Consider the following 17318-nt stretch of genomic DNA (forward strand, 5'->3'; position numbering starts at 1 on the left):
TCGAAGACGCCGCTGATCCTCAGGCGGTGGCGGGAGCGCCGCTGTCTTCGGGCACGGGCCGGATGGGGCTGACGCGGACCCGCCCGCCGCAGGGGGTGAAGGCCTGGGCCAGGGTCACGACGGCGGTGTCGCCGGGCGCCGCGAACCGCACCGTGGCGGCGGACGGACAGGCGGTCTCGCCCTGCCCCTCATTCGGCACCACGTTCCATGCGATATCGAAATAGCCCTTGGCCTGGGGCGCCAGATTGACCGGCGTGGGCGCGGTTCCGGCGCGGAAATAGTTGCCCGGATTACGCTCGCTGCGGATGGCGGTCATGGCCCGGCCGCGGCCGTCCAGCAGGGTGATGGTCGGATAGCCGGTCAGGCTGCACGCCTGGGGGCCGACGTTCTGAACGCCCAGCACGGAAACGCGATTGCCCATGCCCGCGTCGCCGCCCTCGGCCGAGAGCTTGAGCTGATTGCTGGTGCAGGCCGTCGCGGCCGGCAGGACTCCGCCCGGCGCAGGGATCGGTGTGGGCAGCGGTCCAGCCGGGATCTCGGCCGCAGGCGTCGGTCGGCTGCACCGCTCCAGCACGGCGACCCCGACATCCTGATCGGGCCCCAGGCGGCTGAGCGTGGCCGTCTCCTGCCCGCCTCGCGCGGCGGTCCACCATTCGACGCCCGAACCGGAATAGCGCGCCCCGCTGGCCGACCGGGCGGTCTGCAGCATCAGGGTCTGGCCGCCATAGGTCAGGATGGCGCTGGAGGTGTCGGGATACTGAACCGAGACGGTCTTGCCGCTTTCGCAGGCGTATCCGACCGCGGGTGTCGCCGGCGTGGGGGCTGCGACGGGCGGCGCCTGCGACGGCGCGGGCGTCTCCGGCGCATCGGGAGAACAGGCGGCCAACATGGCGGCGCAGGACAAGGCTGCAAAGGACAGGGCTGCGGCGGTGCGGGTGGGGATCATGACGACCTCTGCTGTTCGCGGACCTAACGCCGCCTGCCGCCAAAGGCTCCGCTTGTCAGCCCGGCGCCGGTTTGGCCGGTGGAAGCGCGGCGGCGATGTGAGCCTCGCCCCGTTGCTCGGCCAGCGCCACCTGTTTCTGGCGTTCGGCATAGCCCTGGCGCTGGGCGTCGGTGCGGTCGGCGTGGCAGCGGGCGCAGGACACGCCCTCGACGAACAGAGGCGAGGCCCGCCCCTCGGCGCTGACCGGCATCCGGCAGGCGCGACACAGGCTGTGCTCGCCGACGCTCAGGCCATGACCGACCGAGACCCGCTCGTCGAACACGAAGCAGTCGCCCTGCCACAGGCTGTCCTGTTCGGGCACGGTCTCCAGATAGCGCAGGATGCCGCCGTGCAGGTGACGCACATCGGCGACGCCCTCGGACTTCAGGAAGGCCGTCGCCTTCTCGCAACGGATGCCGCCGGTGCAGTACATGGCGACCGTCACGGGTTCGGGCCGATCCAGCAGCGCCCGTCCCTCGCCCCGGAACCAATCGGCGAACTCGCGGAAGGTGCGGGTGTTAGGCTGGACGGCGCCCGCAAAGGCCCCGATCTCGCCCTCGTAATCGTTGCGTGTGTCGATGACGACGGTGGCGGGGTCCGAGATCAGCGCGTTCCAGTCCTGAGGCGCGACATAGGCGCCGACGCCCTCGACCGGGTCGATGTCCGGCTGATCCATGGTGACGATCTCGGCCTTGATCCGCACCTTCAGCCGATGGAAAGGCGGGCTGTCGGCGCTCGACATCTTGGCTTCGGTCGCCTCGAACCCCGGCAGGCTGCGGATGTCGGCCAGCACGGCTGCGATCCCGTCGGCCGGACCGGCGATGGTGCCGTTCAGCCCCTCATGCGCCACCAAAAGCGTGCCGAGCACATCATTGTCCCGACAGGCCGCCTCCAACCGGTCGCGCACGACTTCACGGTCGCCGATCGAGGCGAAACGATAGAGGGCGGCGATACGGATGGGCTGGATCGGAGGCATGGGCGAACATTCGGCGAAGGGCGAACCGCTTCTAGCGCGACTTCACCCCCGGATGCGAAGCCCTAAGGCAGCTTCAGCCGCGAGAAGCCTGAATCAACGTGTCGCGCAGCCACTCGCTGGCGTCCTGGAACGCCCGATCCGCCACTGGGGCGATGGACACGGCCTCCAGGAAACTGTGCGTCGCCCCCTGATAGATCCGCGACTGGACCGGCACGCCCGCCGCGATCAGGCGGCGCTCCATGTCCAGGCTCTGGCCCGTCAGCAGGTCACATTCCGGGATGGCCAGAAACACCGGCGGCAGTCCCGCGACATCCGCCAGCATCGGCGACACCAGCGGATTGGCTCGGTCGGACGGCGCGCTGAGATAGTTGGCCCAGAAGGCCTCCATCTCGTCGCTGGCCAGCATATAGCCCTCCCCCCCGAACCGGGCGTGATACTCGTCCGAGGTCTCGGCGTTCAGCACCGCGTAGTTGAGCAGCAGCGCCTTCAGCAGCCCGCCTTCGCCCGCGTCACGCAGCATCAAAGCGGCCGTGAAGGTCATGTTGCCGCCGGCCGAATCACCGCCCAGCGCCAGCCGCGTGGCGTCGATGCCCAGAGTCTGGGCCTGCTTCGAGGCCCAGCGCACCACCGCAACGACCTGTTCCAGCGCGACGGGAAAACGGACCTCGGGAGACAGGTCGTAGTCCACGCCGATCACGACAACGTCCGCGCGCGCCGCGTACTCGCGCATCAGCCGGTCATGGGTGTCGAGGCTGAACAGCGTCCAGCCGCCGCCGTGGACATAGATCAGGGCGGGCTTGTCGGCGCGGGCCGAAGGATTGTGGATCCGCACGCGGACAGGACCATGCGGCGTGGGGACAGTCTGTTCGACAGTGCTGTGCATGACCGGACCACCGGCGGTCCAGGGCGCGCGAACCGCCTCGGCGACCTTGCGGGCTTCGGGGATGGACAGGGACGACAGCAACGGATGGCGGGCGTACTCGGCGCTGGTTTCGTCGATGAACCGGCGAATATCGGGGTCCACATCCGTGCCGTTCAGCGTCGCCCACTCGTGCGCCATGAAGATTTTCGCCTGTATTTCCGCGGGCTTCGTCGCTCGCCAAGAGGCGACAGTGTAACCGACATCGCTTGGCGCGCTATCGCCAACCGATCCGCAATCGTCTAGATTGGGCCATATGCCCAGAAGCACCAGAGGCGAGGATTATCAACACGTCACCCGGCCCATTGCGGTGCTGGTGGACGAGTATCCCGCCAACTTCATCGACCCTCCGCATTCGCACACGCGGGCGCAGTTGCTTTACGCGAGTTCGGGCGTGATGTCGGTCGTGACCGATGACGCCAGCTTCACCATCCCGCCCCAGCGCGGCGTCTGGATGCCGTCTGGCGTGCGACACGAGGCGTTGTGCCGAGGCGCGGTGTCGTTGCGGACACTATACGTCGAACCCGGCGCCGATGCGCGCCTGCCCAACCGCTGTCAGACGCTCAAGATATCGCCCCTGCTGCGCGAACTGATCCTGGAAGCCTGCAATCTGTCGGTCGAATATGATCTGGACGGTCGCGACGGGCGGATCATGGCGCTGATCCTGGACGAGATCGCCGAGGCGGTCGAACACCCCGCATCCGCCCTGCACGTCCCGATGCCGAGCAACCCCCGCCTGCTGAAGGTCTGCCGCGCCGTCATGCAGGACCCGGCGCAAGAGGATGACCTGGACAGGCTGGCCGACGCCGCGGGCATGGTGCGCCGGACCTTTACCCGTACCTTCCGCAAGGAAACCGGCATCAGCTTCAGCGAATGGCGCCAGCAGGTCCGGCTGGCCGAGGCCCTGTCCCTGCTGTCATTGGGACGGTCGGTGACGTCAGTGGCCTTTGACGTTGGCTACAACAGCCCCAGCGCCTTCACCGCCATGTTCCACCGAGCCTTCGGCGTCGCCCCCAGCCATTACTTCGAACAGTCTACCTAGGACTGGCCGACTGACAGTCCCGGCCAGCGATCGGCCCAGGGCGCCGCCTGTTCCAGTTCGAACGCCAGGCCCAGCAACAGATCCTCGCAGCCTCGATCCGCTGCAAACATACTGCCTGCGGGCAGGGTCTCAGCCTCGAACAGTGGCAGGCTGATCGCGGGGGTTCCCGCCAAATTCTGCAAGGGCGTGAAGCCCAGCCAACCGAACATCCGCTGCATCAACAGCTCGCCGTCCACGGTCGGCGCCATCTCTCCGATCATCGGCGGCAGGTGGCTGAGGGTCGGGGTCAGGAACACGTCGAACGTCCGGAAGAAGCCCTCGAGCTGTCGGGGCAGAGCCGCGAGTTGACCATAGGCGGCTTCGAGCTGATCCGTCGTCAGGCTGTGGGCGTGACGACCAAGCCAGAGGGTCCAGGGTTCAAGAACCGCCTCCGGGTCACGGCCCGACGCGCGCGCGGCGTCGACGCAGTCTGCGCCGATGTGTGACCACAGGGTGCGTTCGGCCGCGTCCGCCGCCGGCCCATCGATATCGGGCTCGGCCCATTCGACATGGTGGCCCAGATCGGCGCACAAATCCGCCGCCCGTTGGGTGACGGCCGCCAGTTCGGGGGCGCAGACCTCACCCGACAGTGCGCGGGTGCTGACCGCGATGCGCAGCCGCCGCGAGGACGCCCGCTCAACCACCGAAGGCCGCGCCGGATGGCCCAGGGCAAAGCCGGCCTCCACGTCGCGCACGCTGCGCGACATCAGGCCATCACCGACCAGAAGGTCCTCGATCACATGGCGCGAGCGCACCCTCACGGTCGTTCCCCGCCCAGGCTTTAAGCCCACCAGCCCACAGGCCGAGGCCGGGATGCGGATCGAGCCTGCCCCGTCCGAACCGTGCGCCAGGGGAAGCATGCCCGACGCCACGGCCGCCGCCGCCCCACCGCTGGACCCGCCCGGCGAGCGCCCGGCCTGCCATGGATTCCGGGTGATCGGTCCGATCAGAGGCTCGGTCACGCCCAGCAGGCCAAACTCCGGCATGGCCGACTTGCCCAAGGGGATCAGCCCCGCTTCATCCAGACGCTCGGTATAGGGCCAGGCTTTCGTCGCAGGCTGCGACGACGTGCTGGCCGAGCCGCCTCGCCCGACCATGCCGGGATAGGACAGCGAATCCTTCAGCAGATAGGGCACGCCCGCCAGAGGCCCATCAGGCTGGGGCGCTGTCGCACGTGTGCGCGCCCGCTCGAAGTCCTTGGCGCTGACGGCCTTGATCTGGGGGTCCAGCGCCTCGATCCGCACGATGGCGGCCTCGACCAATTCGCTGCTCGTGACCTCGCCCCTGCGCATCAGGGCCGATTGACCATGCCCGTCCAGCCGTCCGAGCACGAAGGCCTCGTCGCGCGTCATGCCTTCAGGCTCTGGTCGGCGAAGGCCCAGAACAGGCTCATCTGGCGGAACTGGTCCGACAGGCCCGATGCGGCCTGGTGGCCCGCGGCCATGTCGATGCGGAACAGGATCGGCGCAGAGCCGGTCGTGTGGGCCCGCAGGTTCGCCACCCACTTGCCCGGCTCCCAATAGCTGACCCGGTTGTCGCGGATGCCCGCCGTCGCCAGGATCGGCGGATAGGCCTGGGCCGTCACGTTCTCGTAGGGCGAGATGGAAGCGATGTAGTCATAGGCCACGGGGTCGGCCAGCGGATCGCCCCAGTCGGGACGGAAGGCCGGGACCAGCGGATGGTCGGCGTCGCTCATGGTGTTCAGCATGTCCACGAACGGCACCTGGGCGATGATGGCGCCGTAGAGGTCGGGCCGCAGATTGACCGCGCCCCCGACCAGCAGACCCCCGGCGGACAGGCCATAGCCGGCGACCCGGCCCTTGGCGCCATAGCCCTGGGCGATCAGATGTTCAGCGCAGGCGTTGAAGTCGGTGAAGCTGTTGCGCTTGTTGAACCGGCGCCCGTCCAGGAACCAGCCCCTGCCCTTCTCCGATCCGCCGCGCACATGGGCGATGGCGTAGATCCAGCCCTGATCGACCAGGGCCAGGTTGGGGATGGAGAACTCGGCCTCGCTGTTCACCCCATAGGCGCCATAGCCGTAGATCAGCAGGGGCGCCGCGCCGTCGAGGGCCGCACCGCGCTTCATCAGCACGGTCACCGGCACGGTCTGGCCGTCCGATGCTGGGGCTTCCAGACGACGGACCTCATAGTCGGCAGGATTGTATCCGGCGCCGACGCCCTGGGTCTGGACGACCGTCCGCTCGCCATCGCTCAGGTCGCAGTCGATCCACTGACGCGGCAGGCGGGGCGACTGCAGGATGACCCGCAGCGCTGTGCTGTCGAACGCCTGGCCCGGCTCGACCGACAGGGCATAGGCGGGCTCGTCGAAGGCGATCAGCGCATCCGCGCCGCCGTCCCGGGGCGAGGCCACCAGCTCCAGTCGCCCGTCACGCCGTTGCAGCCGCACGAAATGGCTCTCGAACGGGTGCATCTCCAGCAGGTGCGTCCCGGCCGAATGGGCGACCCAGTCGCGCCAGTTGGCCCGCCCCGGAGCCTCCACGGAGGCGCGCATCAGACGCCCGTCGATGGCGTCGTCGGCGTCGGTCAGGATGACCAGATCGCCGTTCCAGCTCTCGACCTGATAGTGCAGCCCGACCTGGCGCGGCTCGACCAGCATGGGTTCGGCGCTGGGGTCCGCCGCGGGGATCAGCCGCCATTCGTCCAGGTCCGGCCCCTGGATGCGGATCGTGACATGGCTCTTGGCCTTGGTCCGGCCCACCGACATGAACAGCGCCGGATCCTGCTCGTGATAGACCAGCACATCCTCGCCGCCCCGCGCCGGACGGCGGAAGACCTTGGCCGGCCGGCTGAGCGGATCGCGCCAGATCCAGAACAGCCACTGCGAGTCCGGCGACACCGTCAGACCCTCCCAGCCATAGGCGTCGGCGTTGTCGGAGACGGTGACCTGGCCCGTCGTCAGGTCGTGGACACAGATCCGGTGACGGTCCCCACCCTCGGTATCCTCGGCCCAGACGAACAGGCTGTGGTCCGGGCTGTGTTGCGGCTGAAGGATCCGGTAATAGGCCTGCCCCACGGACCGGGCCTGCTCGTCCAGCAGGATCTGCTCATCGCCGCCGCCGACAGGCCGGCGCGCGTGGACCGTATGATCCTCGCCGGGCCGGACATAGCGGTAATAGGCCCAGGGTCCGTCAACCGTGGCCGGAGCCTGGATGTCGCCCACGGCCATGGCCGCCATCGCCTCGGCAAAGGCGCGCTGCCTGGCCTGCGTCGGGGCCAGCACCGCATCGGCGTAGCGGTTTTCGTCGTCCAGATGGGCACGGATATCGGGCTGCATCTTCGAGGTGTCGCGCTGAACCTCGGCCCAGTTGGGATCGCGCAGCCAGGCGTAGTTGTCGATCCGCACCCGCCCGAGTTGCTCGATCCGGTGCGGCCGGATCTCGGTCACGGGCGGCGCGACGGCCCCGGCGTCCTGAGCATGCGCTATGCGAGGAGAGAACGCGGCGGCCGCCGCGGTGATCAGAAGCTGCCGCCGGTTCATCTTATCGCTCCCGACCCGATACGCGGGTCGCTACTGTCAGGATACTGGTATCCAAGTCTCTACAGGCCGAAGGCCTAGAGGGACCAGTTCAGGGTGACGCCGAAGGTGCGCGGACGCACGATGCCCTGCCCCAGACCATTGACCTCGGACACGGACCGGGTCACGCCCCGCTCGTCGGCCAGGTTCGAGCCGAACACGGTGACGCGGGTCTGGCCGAACTGCGCACTCAGACGCGCGTCGAACAGATTGTAGTCCCCTTGCAGGTTCGGCACGACGCCGGGGATGGTCGAGTTGATGTCGCTGTATCCCTCGGACAGATAGGAATGCGTCAGCACCAGCGTCGGGTCGTATTGGGTCTGGAAACGATAGGCCAGGGTGTTGGACACCGACCATTCCGCCGAACCCGGCAGTTGCGCGCCGTCCGGGGCCGTACCGTAGTACAAGATGAAATACGGCTCGGTCAGTTGGGCGTCCGTGTAGGTCACGCTGGAGGTCAGATCCAGTTGCGACGTCGGGGCCCAGGCGACGAACAGTTCGACGCCCTTGCTCTCGGCTGAACCGCCGTTTGCGGCATAGTTGAAGCCGTCGGTCGTCGGCAGGCGAAGCTGGATGTCCTTCCAGTCGACATAGAACAGGGTGGCGTCGATCTGCAGGCTGCGGTTCAGCCAGTTGGTGCGAACGCCCAGCTCATAGTTGGTCAGCTCGTCGCTGGTCGATCCCGCCGGAATGGGATCCGCCGTGATCCCGGGCACGTTGGGCGTGCCGAAACGGAAGCCCTGGGACACCAGACCATAGACCATCAGGTCGTCGCTCGGGGTGTAGGTCAGCGCGACCTTGGGCGAGAAGCCGTCGTCTTTCGTCGTCGCACCCGTGATGACAGGCGCGCCCGGATAGGTCGAGAAGCCGACCTGGGTCGTGCGGGTGCTGATCTCGGTCTTGAACAGACGACCTCCGGCCGTCAGTTTCCATTCCGGCGTCAGGTGATAGGAGGCCTCACCGAACAGGGCCTTTTCGGTACCGTCGACCGTCGTCATGAAGGCGTTGAAGATGTCCCCTTCCGGCGCGATGATATTGCCGCCTCCGGCGTAGAAGGGCAGCGTCGAGTTGTTGAACGCCTCTCTGGCTCCCATCGCGCCGATCTGCTCGTACAGGAACTTGTCGGTCTCGAAGTACAGGCCGCCGACCACCCATTCGAACCGATTGCCCGACGGAGACGCGAGGCGCATTTCCAGGCTCTTGCCTTCGCTCGAACCGCCGCTCTCGATGAACAGGGGATTGGTCAGGTTGATGCCCAGGTCGGCGTTGTAGAAGACGCGGATCGGCGTGTAATCGAACTGCCAGTCCTGCGACTTCTTCTGGAACGACGCCAGGGCGGTGAAGTTGGCGAAGCCGAAGTCGTGGTCCAGGCGCAGGCTGTGAATCTCGACCTTGGTGTCGGTGTATTCCGGCACCGCGGTGTCGCGCTTCAGGTCGCCGACAGCGGGCTGCTGATAGGAGTTATCGGCAGCGTCGGTTTCCTGGAACATGCTCAGCCAGGTCACGGTGGTGTCGTCGTTCGGCGTCCATACGGCCGAGAAGCGTCCGCCCGACTGGCTCACTTCGTTGGAGCCGTCCTTGCCGATGCCGATGTTGTCCAGATAGCCCTGCTCCTGGCGGTGGAACCCGGTCAGGCGCACGGCGAAATTGTCGGTCAGGGGTGCATTGATCATCGCCTTGGTGGCGAAGCTGAGGTCCGCGTTCTTGGTCTGGCTGCCGGTCACTTCGACGGCGGCGTCGAACGCGTCGGCATTGGCGAGGGCGGCGACATAGTTGATCGCGCCGCCCATCGAGGCCGCGCCGAACAGCGAACCCTGCGGGCCGCGCAGCACCTCGACCCGTTGCAGATCAAAGGCGTCGATGTCCGGGATCACGATGGTGAAGCCCGGCTCGGCCAGAGGAATGTCGTTCAGATAATAGCCCGTCGTGCCCTGGCCCTGGACGTTGCCCGAGCTGGTCGCGATACCGCGCAGGACGACGTGGGAGACGCCGGGCTGATACGAGTTGAACACGGCGCCGGGCGTGCGCTGGATGTAGTCGGCCAAGCTCTGGGCGCCGATCTGTTCCAGCTGCTCTCCGGTGACCGCGCTGATCGAACCGGAAATGTCGCGAACATTCTCGGCCCGTTTGTTGGCCGTGACGACGACCTCGTCGAGGAAGGTGGTCGGCTCGTTCGAGCTTGCGGTCTGCGTCAGTCCGGGCGTGGCGAACAGCGCCAGAGCCGCGCCGGTCAGCAAGGCGGTTTTAAGGTGTGCATTCGTCGTCATGGATATCCCCTCCAGATGTCGATCCGCCGGCGCAAGAACGAACGGCGATGACGAACGCTATGACGGTCCCGCGACAGCGGCTGGCCCGGAGAGGTCAATTATCGGCGGCAACGGGCCACGCGGGCCACTTCATCGTGAGCCTGATCGATAGCTGGAAAGCAAAAACCGACCTCTGGAAGGCGCCAAATTGCGCAGCCTTAGCCGCCGTAGCCGCGTCCGCCGCCGCCGAAGCCGCCGCGCGACACCACGGTGGTGCGGCTCTGCACCCGGCTGGGCGCCTGGCGCGCGACGTCGCCATGCTCGCGACCGTTCGTCAGGGTCTTGCCGGTGCGGTAGTCACGGTAGGCGTAGCCCCCTCCATAGCCGTTCGAGAACTGGTTGTTGCGGTCGCGGTACATGGCCCCGCCGCCGCGATAGCCGCCGCCGTTCAGCATCTGGCCGACCACGAACCCGGCCAGCAGAGGGGTGAAGAAGGAGCCGCCGCCGCTGTTGTTCGGTTGGCACTGGGACGGCCCCCACTGGCCTTCGCATTCGGACTGCGTGGCGTAGCGGGGCGCGGTCTCGGCGGCGGTCTTCTGGGCCTGGGCCTGGGCCGCGTCGCACTCGGCGTCGGTGATGTCGTTGGCGGCCCGGCATTCGTCCAGCGAGGTATAGACCTGGGCCAGTTCAGGCTCCGGCGCCGCGCGCTGAGGCGCGCCACAGGCGGCCAGGGAGAAGCTGGCGGTCGCCATCAGGCTGCTGACGTGCAGGACGCGCGAACGCTTCATCCGGCGCATGGTCGTGGTTTGGGGCAGGTCCTTGGGATCGGTCATCGCGCTGCTCATGCCGTCATGCAGGCGGCGTTCAGCAGCCCGACGCAGATGGTGATGGCGGCCAGATAGATGGCGGCGGCGATCTCGCCCGCCTCGATCCGGGTCACCAGGTTCTTGAAGGCCAGCTTGCTGGTGACGACGAAGGCCACGATCTGGATGACCCCGGCCAGCAGCGCCCAGGCCGCGAACTCCATCAGGCTGACCGTGTGCGACAGGGCCGAGGCCAGAGGCAAGACATAGCCGATCAGCGCCCCGCCCAGGGCGATGGCGGCGGCCGGGTTGCCTTCGCGGATCAGGGTCCGCTCATGATAGGGCGTGACCCACTGGTAGATCACCTTGAAGCCCAGGGTGAAGACGCCCGCCGCCGCAAAGGCGATCAGGAAGGCGGTCGCCCCCTGCTGAAATACGAACCAGTCGAACATTGTCTGCGTCTCCGTGTGCGCCCGTCAGGCGCGGAACTCGGCCATTTCCAGCGGAATGCCGATCATGATTTCGTGCGTCGTCTCGCCGCCCTCGGGCTGCTGTTCCAGAGCGATCATCAGTTCACGCCCGCCCGCCAGATCGCGCGCGTACAGCATACAGGTCTGGAAAATCTTGGCGTAGGGCGTCGTCGCCGCACGGTCGTCCCAGATGGTCTCCCACAGGGTCACGGGCGGCTGGGTCGCATCGCTCTCGGCGAACCAGAAGCGCGGATAGTCCGGCAGGTCTTCCGCCGCGCCATGGAACACCGGCGCCGACAGCCGGTCGCGCCAGATGCGACGCTCGCGCTCGCCCGGCGGATAGGCCGAAGTCCAGGGCGTGAACAGGCTGAAGTCATAGGCCTCGGCGCCCGCCTCGTCGTCGCTCATGGCCTGAAGCATGACGTGGTCGTCGGTATAGAAGCGATGGACGTACTGCCCGCCGTCCAGACTGACGCGTCCCTGAGCCGTGATGTTCAGCACGTCGCGATCCAGGGTGAAATGGGTCTCGTCGCCCAGCCGGCGCCAGGCCAGAGGGTCCAGCGCCACCGTGCGGCCCACGGTGATGTTGCGCACGGTCGCCAGCGGCGAAACGGGCGCCGCCTTGTCCGATTGTCCGAATAGTTTCCTGAACATGAGCGACTATCTAGGCGCGTCGAGGCCGGACGGCGAGAGAACACGGACGCTGCGACCGAATGATGCGGTTCATGGTCCGAAATTCCATGCCATCTTGCCCGCTGTCAAGCGTTCATGTTACGCGTTACATGAAACATGACCTCGTCCCCCGCCCCTTCCTCCACGGCCAACGACCGCATCCGTGCGTGGCGTCACGCGCGCCGCGAGGCCGGGCTGATCAAGCTTGAGCTCTGGGTGCCCGAGGCCGCCCGCGACGACGTTAAGGCGGCGGTCCGCGCCATCGTCACCGATTCCACGCGCGGCCCCCATCTTGCCGGCCGAGACCTTGCTGGTCGGGCGCGCCGCCCCACTTCTGATTCCATCCCCTCTGGAGACGACCACCACATGGACGCCGTGATCGAAACCCCCTGGACCGTGCCGGCCATCAAGGAGGCCATGGACGCCTCGCCCCTGGTCCGCGAGGGCGAGATGACCCTGCGCGTGCTGGAAGGCGCCGAGCCTGTGCTGCTGGCGACCATGCATGAATACGGCGACCTGCCCGTCTATCTCAGCGTCGGCGGCGCCCAGATCGTCTGTTCGGTCCTGCTGTGGCCGGTCGCCGAACAGGCCGACCGCCACGCCTTCAACGAGTTCCTGCTCAAGGCCCAGCGCGTGGTGCCCCTGTCGAACTTCGCCATCACCAACGTCGGCGGCGAGGACGTCTATGAGCTGATGGGCGAGCTGTCGTGCAAGACGACGCTGCAAACCATCCTGATCGAGTTGCGCACCCTGGCGGAAAACGCCATCGACGCCACTGAACTGCGTGAAACCTTCGGCGCCGACGCCGCCTGATCCCGGAAAACGACCATGTCCATGCTCAGAAAACTCTCCGCCCTGTTCCGCGGCACGGCCCATGACGCGGCCCAGGGCGTCGTCGACGCCAATGCGCTGAAGATCCTGGACCAGGAAATCCGCGACGCCGACAATGCCCAGGGCAAGGCGCGCGACGACCTGGCCGGCCTGGTGGCGCGTCGCCGCATGGCCGAAAACGAGATGGCCAGCTTCAACGACCAGATCGCCAAATACGAAAGCTCGGCCCGCTCGGCCCTGGGCCAGGGCAAGACCGATCTGGCCCGCGAAGTCGCCTCGCGCATCGCCGAGCTGGAAGTCGAGATCAACAGCCGCGGCCCGCTGATCGAGGACATGAAGACGGCCGAGACGCGCCTGCGTACCGCCATCGCCTCGACCGACCAGAAGATCGAGACGCTTCGTCGCGAGATCGACATCGTCAAGGTCAACGAGTCCGTCCAGCGCGCCCAGACCTCGGTCGCCCTGAACTCGGCCGGCGCCAACTCGCGCATCGGCTCGGCCGCCGACAGCCTGCAACGCATCAAGCAGCGCCAGGCCGTGCAGGAAGAGAAGCTGCGCGAGAACCAGGCCCTGGACGACCGCCGCACCGGCGCCGATCTGGACGCTAAGCTGCGCGACGCCGGCATCCTGCCCGGCCATTCGTCGGCCGACGACGTTCTGGCGCGCCTGACGCAAAAGGACGTGACCATCGTCACCCCCCGCATCGGCCAATCCACGCCCGACAAGGACCCGGCCTGATCCATGCAGCGTCTGCGCCTTGATCCCCGCCCCGACTGGGACGCCCAGGCCGACAGCCTGGGTTTCACCTGGCGGCACACCGGCGGCGAGCTCTATTGGGACGAAACCGCCGCCTACGCCTTCACTATGGCCGAGGTCGAGGACGGGATCGAAGCGCCGACCGAGGAACTGCACGGCTTCTGCCTCGATCTGGTCGCCGAGGCGGTCCAGTCCGAGCGGCTGATGGAGCAGCTCGATATCCCCGAGCCCATGCGGGACTACGTCGCCGACAGCTGGAACCGGGGCGACCCTTCCCTCTATGGCCGGTTCGACTTCGCCTATGACGGCACGGGCCCGGCCAAGCTGTACGAATACAACGCCGACACCCCGACCAGCATCTATGAGACCGCCGTCTTCCAGTGGCTGTGGCTGGAGGATCAGATCAAGGCCGGCGTCCTGCCCGCCGACGCCGATCAGTTCAACAGCCTGCACGAAAAGCTGGTCGACCGCTTCCGCGCCATCTTCCCCAACGGCGGCTTCGTCCACTTCAGCTCGGACGCCGACTTCGTCGAGGACCGCCAGACCGTGCGCTTCCTCGAGGACCTGGCCCAGCAGGCGGGGCTGGAGCCGCAGTTCGTCGCCATCGACCAGATCGGCCTGAACGCCGAGGGCCAATTCGTGGACCACGAGAACTGGGTCATCCAGGCGATGTTCAAACTCTATCCGTGGGAGCAGATGCTGCGCGACGACTACGCCGCGCCCCTGCCGACGGCGAACGTGACGATGCTGGAACCGGCGTGGAAAAGCATCCTGTCCAACAAGGCCATCCTGCCCCTGTTGTGGGAACGCCACGCGGGTCACCCCAACCTGCTAGAAGCCTATTTCGAGGACGATCCGGCCCACACGGCGCTGGGCGCCTCCTATGTCAGAAAGCCCCTGTTCTCACGCGAGGGCGCCAACGTCGAACTGATCGAACAGGGCCGCAGCACCGCCGAGGTCATCGACGGCGGCTATGGCGAGGGACGCTTCATCCGCCAGGCCCTGAGCAACCCGCCCAGCTTCGACGGCAACCACGTCATCGTCGGCTCCTGGGTCGTCGGCGATCAGGCTGCGGGCATGAGCCTGCGCGAGGACACCAGCCTGATCACCCGCAACACCTCGCGCTTCCTGCCCCACTTCATCCGGGACTGACGCCGATCAGAGCGATCGACCAGGTCGGTCAGATGGCGGCATCAAACGCCGACAGATCCGGAGGCTCGGCAACAAAAGCCCCACTTCAAGCGACCGCTGATTGCGGTTGAGGTGAGCTGAGCATCCGAGACGGACCAGCGGGAATGTCGCGGGCAGGGCGGCGCACAGCGTTTCCGCACCTCCATCGAGCAAGCGGACCTTCCCACCGTCCTCTACGAGCCAGAGTCAGTCTTACCGAGATCTCGCTGGCTTCGACATGTGCCGCTGAGGGTGAAGGCCTCTAGCGACCGGGAGCGACCGTACGACGCAGGGCGGCGCTGATAACGCCCTCTCGCAGACGTGATCTGGGCCCGTCGCCGCCTGGGTTTGAAGCCCTGCCGCTTCCCCGAGGCTTCCAGCGGGGGATTTGGGTCTGGAATTTGGTCAAAGAAAAACTCGCTATCCTTGAGGATAGCGGGTTAGAATCTTGGGTGCGGGAGTAGGATTTGAACCTACGACCTTCAGGTTATGAGCCTGACGAGCTACCGGGCTGCTCCATCCCGCGGCAAACGGTAGTGTGAAGGAAGATGTTCGAGAGACATTACAGTGAGATATCCGGCTGGTAGACCCGGCGGCGACCTACTCTCCCATGCCTTGAGACATAGTACCATTGGCTCTGGAGGGCTTAACGACCGAGTTCGGGATGGGATCGGGTGGGGAACCTCCGACATAACCACCGGGTCAACCAGGCGGATATCAGACTGTAATGAGAGAAGACATTGTCGTATTCGAAAATCGAATGAGTTTTGCTGAGAAACGATCAAGCCGATCGGATTATTAGTACCAGTAAGCTTCATGGGTCGCCCCACTTCCACACCTGGCCTATCAACGTGGTAGTCTTCCACGATCCTCAGCGAAGCCTTGTTTTGAGGTTAGTTTCCCGCTTAGATGCTTTCAGCGGTTATCTATTCCATACTTAGCTACCCTGCTGCACAGCTGGCGCCATGACAGGTCCACCAGAGGTATGTCCATCCCGGTCCTCTCGTACTAGGGACAGATCCTCTCAAGCTTCGAACACCCACGGCAGATAGGGACCAAACTGTCTCACGACGTTCTGAACCCAGCTCACGTACCACTTTAATCGGCGAACAGCCGAACCCTTGGGACCTGCTCCAGCCCCAGGATGTGATGAGCCGACATCGAGGTGCCAAACTTTGCCGTCGATATGGACTCTTGGGCAAAATCAGCCTGTTATCCCTAGAGTACCTTTTATCCGTTGAGCGATGGCCCTTCCACTCGGGACCACCGGATCACTATGGCCGACTTTCGTCTCTGCTCGACTTGTCAGTCTCGCAGTCAGGCGGGCTTATGCCATTGCACTCGACGACCGATTTCCGACCGGTCTGAGCCCACCATCGCGCGCCTCCGTTACACTTTAGGAGGCGACCGCCCCAGTCAAACTACCCACCACGCCATGTCCCGGGACCGGATAACGGCCCTCGGTTAGACGTCAACGACAGTAAGGGTGGTATTTCAAGGATGGCTCCACCAGAGCTGGCGCCCCGGTTTCATAGCCTCCCACCTATCCTACACATACGGTCGCTAACGCCAAGGCGAAGCTATAGTAAAGGTTCATAGGGTCTTTCCGTCTGACCGCGGGAACCCCGCATCTTCACGGGGAATTCAATTTCACTGAGCCTGTGCTGGAGACAGTGGGGAAGTCGTTACGCCATTCGTGCAGGTCGGAACTTACCCGACAAGGAATTTCGCTACCTTAGGACCGTTATAGTTACGGCCGCCGTTTACCTGGGCTTCAGTTCGTCGCTTTCACAACTCCCTTTAACCTTCAGGCACCGGGCAGGCGTCAGACCCTATACGTCGCATTGCTGCTTCGCAGAGCCCTGTGTTTTTGCTAAACAGTCGCTACCCCCTGGCTTGTGCCACTCTCACCTGCTTGCGCAAGGAGAGTCACGCTTATTCCGAAGTTACGCGTGCAATTTGCCGAGTTCCTTCAGCACAGTTCTCTCAAACGCCTTGGTATACTCTACCTGACCACCTGTGTCGGTTTCGGGTACGGTCTCTGCTGGAGTTATTTCCAGGGACAACTTCCCCGCCAGGAGCAATCCAATAAGCCCTGACGAGTTACGCCATCCGTCACTTCCAGCTGGTGCAGGAATATTTACCTGCTTCCCATCGACTACGCTTTTCAGCCTCGCCTTAGGGGCCGACTAACCCTGCGCAGATTAGCTTTACGCAGGAACCCTTGGTCTTTCGGCGGGAGTGTCTCTCACACTCCTATCGTTACTCATGTCAGCATTCTCACTTCCGATACCTCCAGCCAGGCTCACGCCTGACCTTCACCGGCTTACGGAACGCTCCGCTACCGCTTGCACAAAGTGCAAACCCATGTCTTCGGCGACTGGCTTGAGCCCCGTTACATTTTCCGCGCAGGATCGCTTGATCAGTGAGCTGTTACGCTTTCTTTAAAGGATGGCTGCTTCTAAGCCAACCTCCTGATTGTCAAAGCAATCCCACATCGTTTCCCACTTAGCCAGTACTTGGGGGCCTTAGACGATGGTTAGGGTTGTTTCCCTTTTCACGACGGACGTTAGCACCCGCCGTGTGTCTGCCCGATATTTCTCTTAGGTATTCGGAGTTTGGTTAGTATTGGTACCGCTCGCGCAGCCCGCAACCATCCAGTGCTCTACCCCCTAAGGAATTCGTCGGACGCTCTACCTAAATAGATTTCGCGGAGAACCAGCTATGTCTAGGTTTGATTGGCCTTTCACCCCTATCCACAAGTCATCCCAGAATTTTTCAACATTCACGGGTTCGGTCCTCCAGTAAGTGTTACCTTACCTTCAACCTGCTCATGGATAGATCACCTAGTTTCGGGTCGTCATACGTCGAACT

The 17318-nt window shown here is 65.2% G+C and carries 13 protein-coding genes, 1 tRNA gene and 2 rRNA genes (1 of these 16 cut by a window edge); 4 read left to right on the forward strand and 12 right to left on the reverse strand.

The window, feature by feature from the left end; all coding sequences use genetic code 11:
• Positions 1–19 precede the first annotated feature (19 nt).
• The 3 genes from ACO05L_RS11975 to ACO05L_RS11985 all read right to left on the reverse strand — a co-directional run bounded on the left by ACO05L_RS11975 (position 20) and on the right by ACO05L_RS11985 (position 3021).
• A complete protein-coding gene (locus ACO05L_RS11975; RefSeq protein ID WP_421729399.1) occupies positions 20–946 on the reverse strand; it encodes a DUF4232 domain-containing protein in 927 nt (308 codons plus the stop codon).
• 55 nt (positions 947–1001) lie between these two features.
• On the reverse strand, positions 1002–1952 hold the full coding sequence (locus ACO05L_RS11980) for a rhodanese-related sulfurtransferase (protein ID WP_421731687.1): 951 nt from the start codon (positions 1950–1952) through the stop codon (positions 1002–1004).
• A gap of 82 nt (positions 1953–2034) precedes the next feature.
• Positions 2035–3021 carry an alpha/beta hydrolase gene (locus ACO05L_RS11985; protein WP_421729400.1) on the reverse strand — a complete coding sequence of 329 codons (987 nt, stop codon included), beginning with the start codon at positions 3019–3021 and terminating at the stop codon, positions 2035–2037.
• A gap of 115 nt (positions 3022–3136) precedes the next feature.
• Here ACO05L_RS11985 and ACO05L_RS11990 point away from each other — a divergent pair, with 115 nt between their 5' ends.
• Positions 3137–3922: an AraC family transcriptional regulator gene (locus tag ACO05L_RS11990; protein WP_421729401.1), complete on the forward strand. Its 786-nt coding sequence runs from the start codon at positions 3137–3139 to the stop codon at positions 3920–3922.
• On the opposite strand, the gene ACO05L_RS11995 is transcribed toward ACO05L_RS11990, so the two are convergent.
• From ACO05L_RS11995 to ACO05L_RS12020, 6 genes are all read right to left on the reverse strand, one after another.
• The gene (locus tag ACO05L_RS11995; RefSeq protein ID WP_421729402.1) at positions 3919–5313 is read right to left on the reverse strand and encodes an amidase family protein; all 1395 of its coding nucleotides are present in this window, start codon (positions 5311–5313) and stop codon (positions 3919–3921) included. The genes ACO05L_RS11990 and ACO05L_RS11995 overlap by 4 nt on opposite strands.
• Positions 5310–7460 (reverse strand): S9 family peptidase, encoded by a 2151-nt coding sequence (locus ACO05L_RS12000; RefSeq protein WP_421729403.1) that lies wholly within the window; start codon positions 7458–7460, stop codon positions 5310–5312. Before ACO05L_RS12000 ends, ACO05L_RS11995 begins: the two co-directional genes overlap by 4 nt.
• Positions 7461–7534: 74 nt before the next feature.
• Positions 7535–9763, reverse strand: a complete 2229-nt coding sequence (locus ACO05L_RS12005; protein WP_421729404.1) for a TonB-dependent receptor — start codon at positions 9761–9763, stop codon at positions 7535–7537.
• Positions 9764–9960: 197 nt separating this feature from the next.
• On the reverse strand, positions 9961–10575 hold the full coding sequence (locus ACO05L_RS12010; RefSeq protein WP_421729405.1) for a DUF1190 domain-containing protein: 615 nt from the start codon (positions 10573–10575) through the stop codon (positions 9961–9963).
• 8 nt (positions 10576–10583) lie between these two features.
• Complete coding sequence (locus ACO05L_RS12015; RefSeq protein WP_421729406.1) at positions 10584–10997, reverse strand: DUF350 domain-containing protein; 414 nt, start codon at positions 10995–10997, stop codon at positions 10584–10586.
• Positions 10998–11021: 24 nt separating this feature from the next.
• Positions 11022–11669 (reverse strand): DUF2491 family protein, encoded by a 648-nt coding sequence (locus tag ACO05L_RS12020; RefSeq protein WP_421729407.1) that lies wholly within the window; start codon positions 11667–11669, stop codon positions 11022–11024.
• A 135-nt stretch (positions 11670–11804) separates the two neighbouring features.
• Here ACO05L_RS12020 and ACO05L_RS12025 point away from each other — a divergent pair, with 135 nt between their 5' ends.
• The 3 genes from ACO05L_RS12025 to ACO05L_RS12035 are packed head-to-tail and all read left to right on the forward strand — an operon-like array spanning position 11805 to position 14426.
• Positions 11805–12500, forward strand: a complete 696-nt coding sequence (locus ACO05L_RS12025) for a YjfI family protein (protein WP_421729408.1) — start codon at positions 11805–11807, stop codon at positions 12498–12500.
• A 15-nt stretch (positions 12501–12515) separates the two neighbouring features.
• The gene (locus tag ACO05L_RS12030) at positions 12516–13256 is read left to right on the forward strand and encodes a PspA/IM30 family protein (RefSeq protein ID WP_421729409.1); all 741 of its coding nucleotides are present in this window, start codon (positions 12516–12518) and stop codon (positions 13254–13256) included.
• Positions 13257–13259: 3 nt separating this feature from the next.
• The gene (locus ACO05L_RS12035; RefSeq protein ID WP_421729410.1) at positions 13260–14426 is read left to right on the forward strand and encodes a glutathionylspermidine synthase family protein; all 1167 of its coding nucleotides are present in this window, start codon (positions 13260–13262) and stop codon (positions 14424–14426) included.
• A gap of 467 nt (positions 14427–14893) precedes the next feature.
• Here the strand turns inward: ACO05L_RS12035 and ACO05L_RS12040 are convergent.
• From ACO05L_RS12040 to ACO05L_RS12050, 3 genes are all read right to left on the reverse strand, one after another.
• Positions 14894–14970 (reverse strand) — tRNA-Met (locus tag ACO05L_RS12040).
• A gap of 61 nt (positions 14971–15031) precedes the next feature.
• A 5S ribosomal RNA gene (gene rrf, locus ACO05L_RS12045) occupies positions 15032–15146 on the reverse strand.
• A gap of 75 nt (positions 15147–15221) precedes the next feature.
• A 23S ribosomal RNA gene (locus tag ACO05L_RS12050) occupies positions 15222–17318 on the reverse strand (it continues 688 nt past the right edge of the window).

Origin of the sequence: Brevundimonas sp., assembly GCF_965227765.1 — a bacterium.
GTDB lineage: Bacteria > Pseudomonadota > Alphaproteobacteria > Caulobacterales > Caulobacteraceae > Brevundimonas.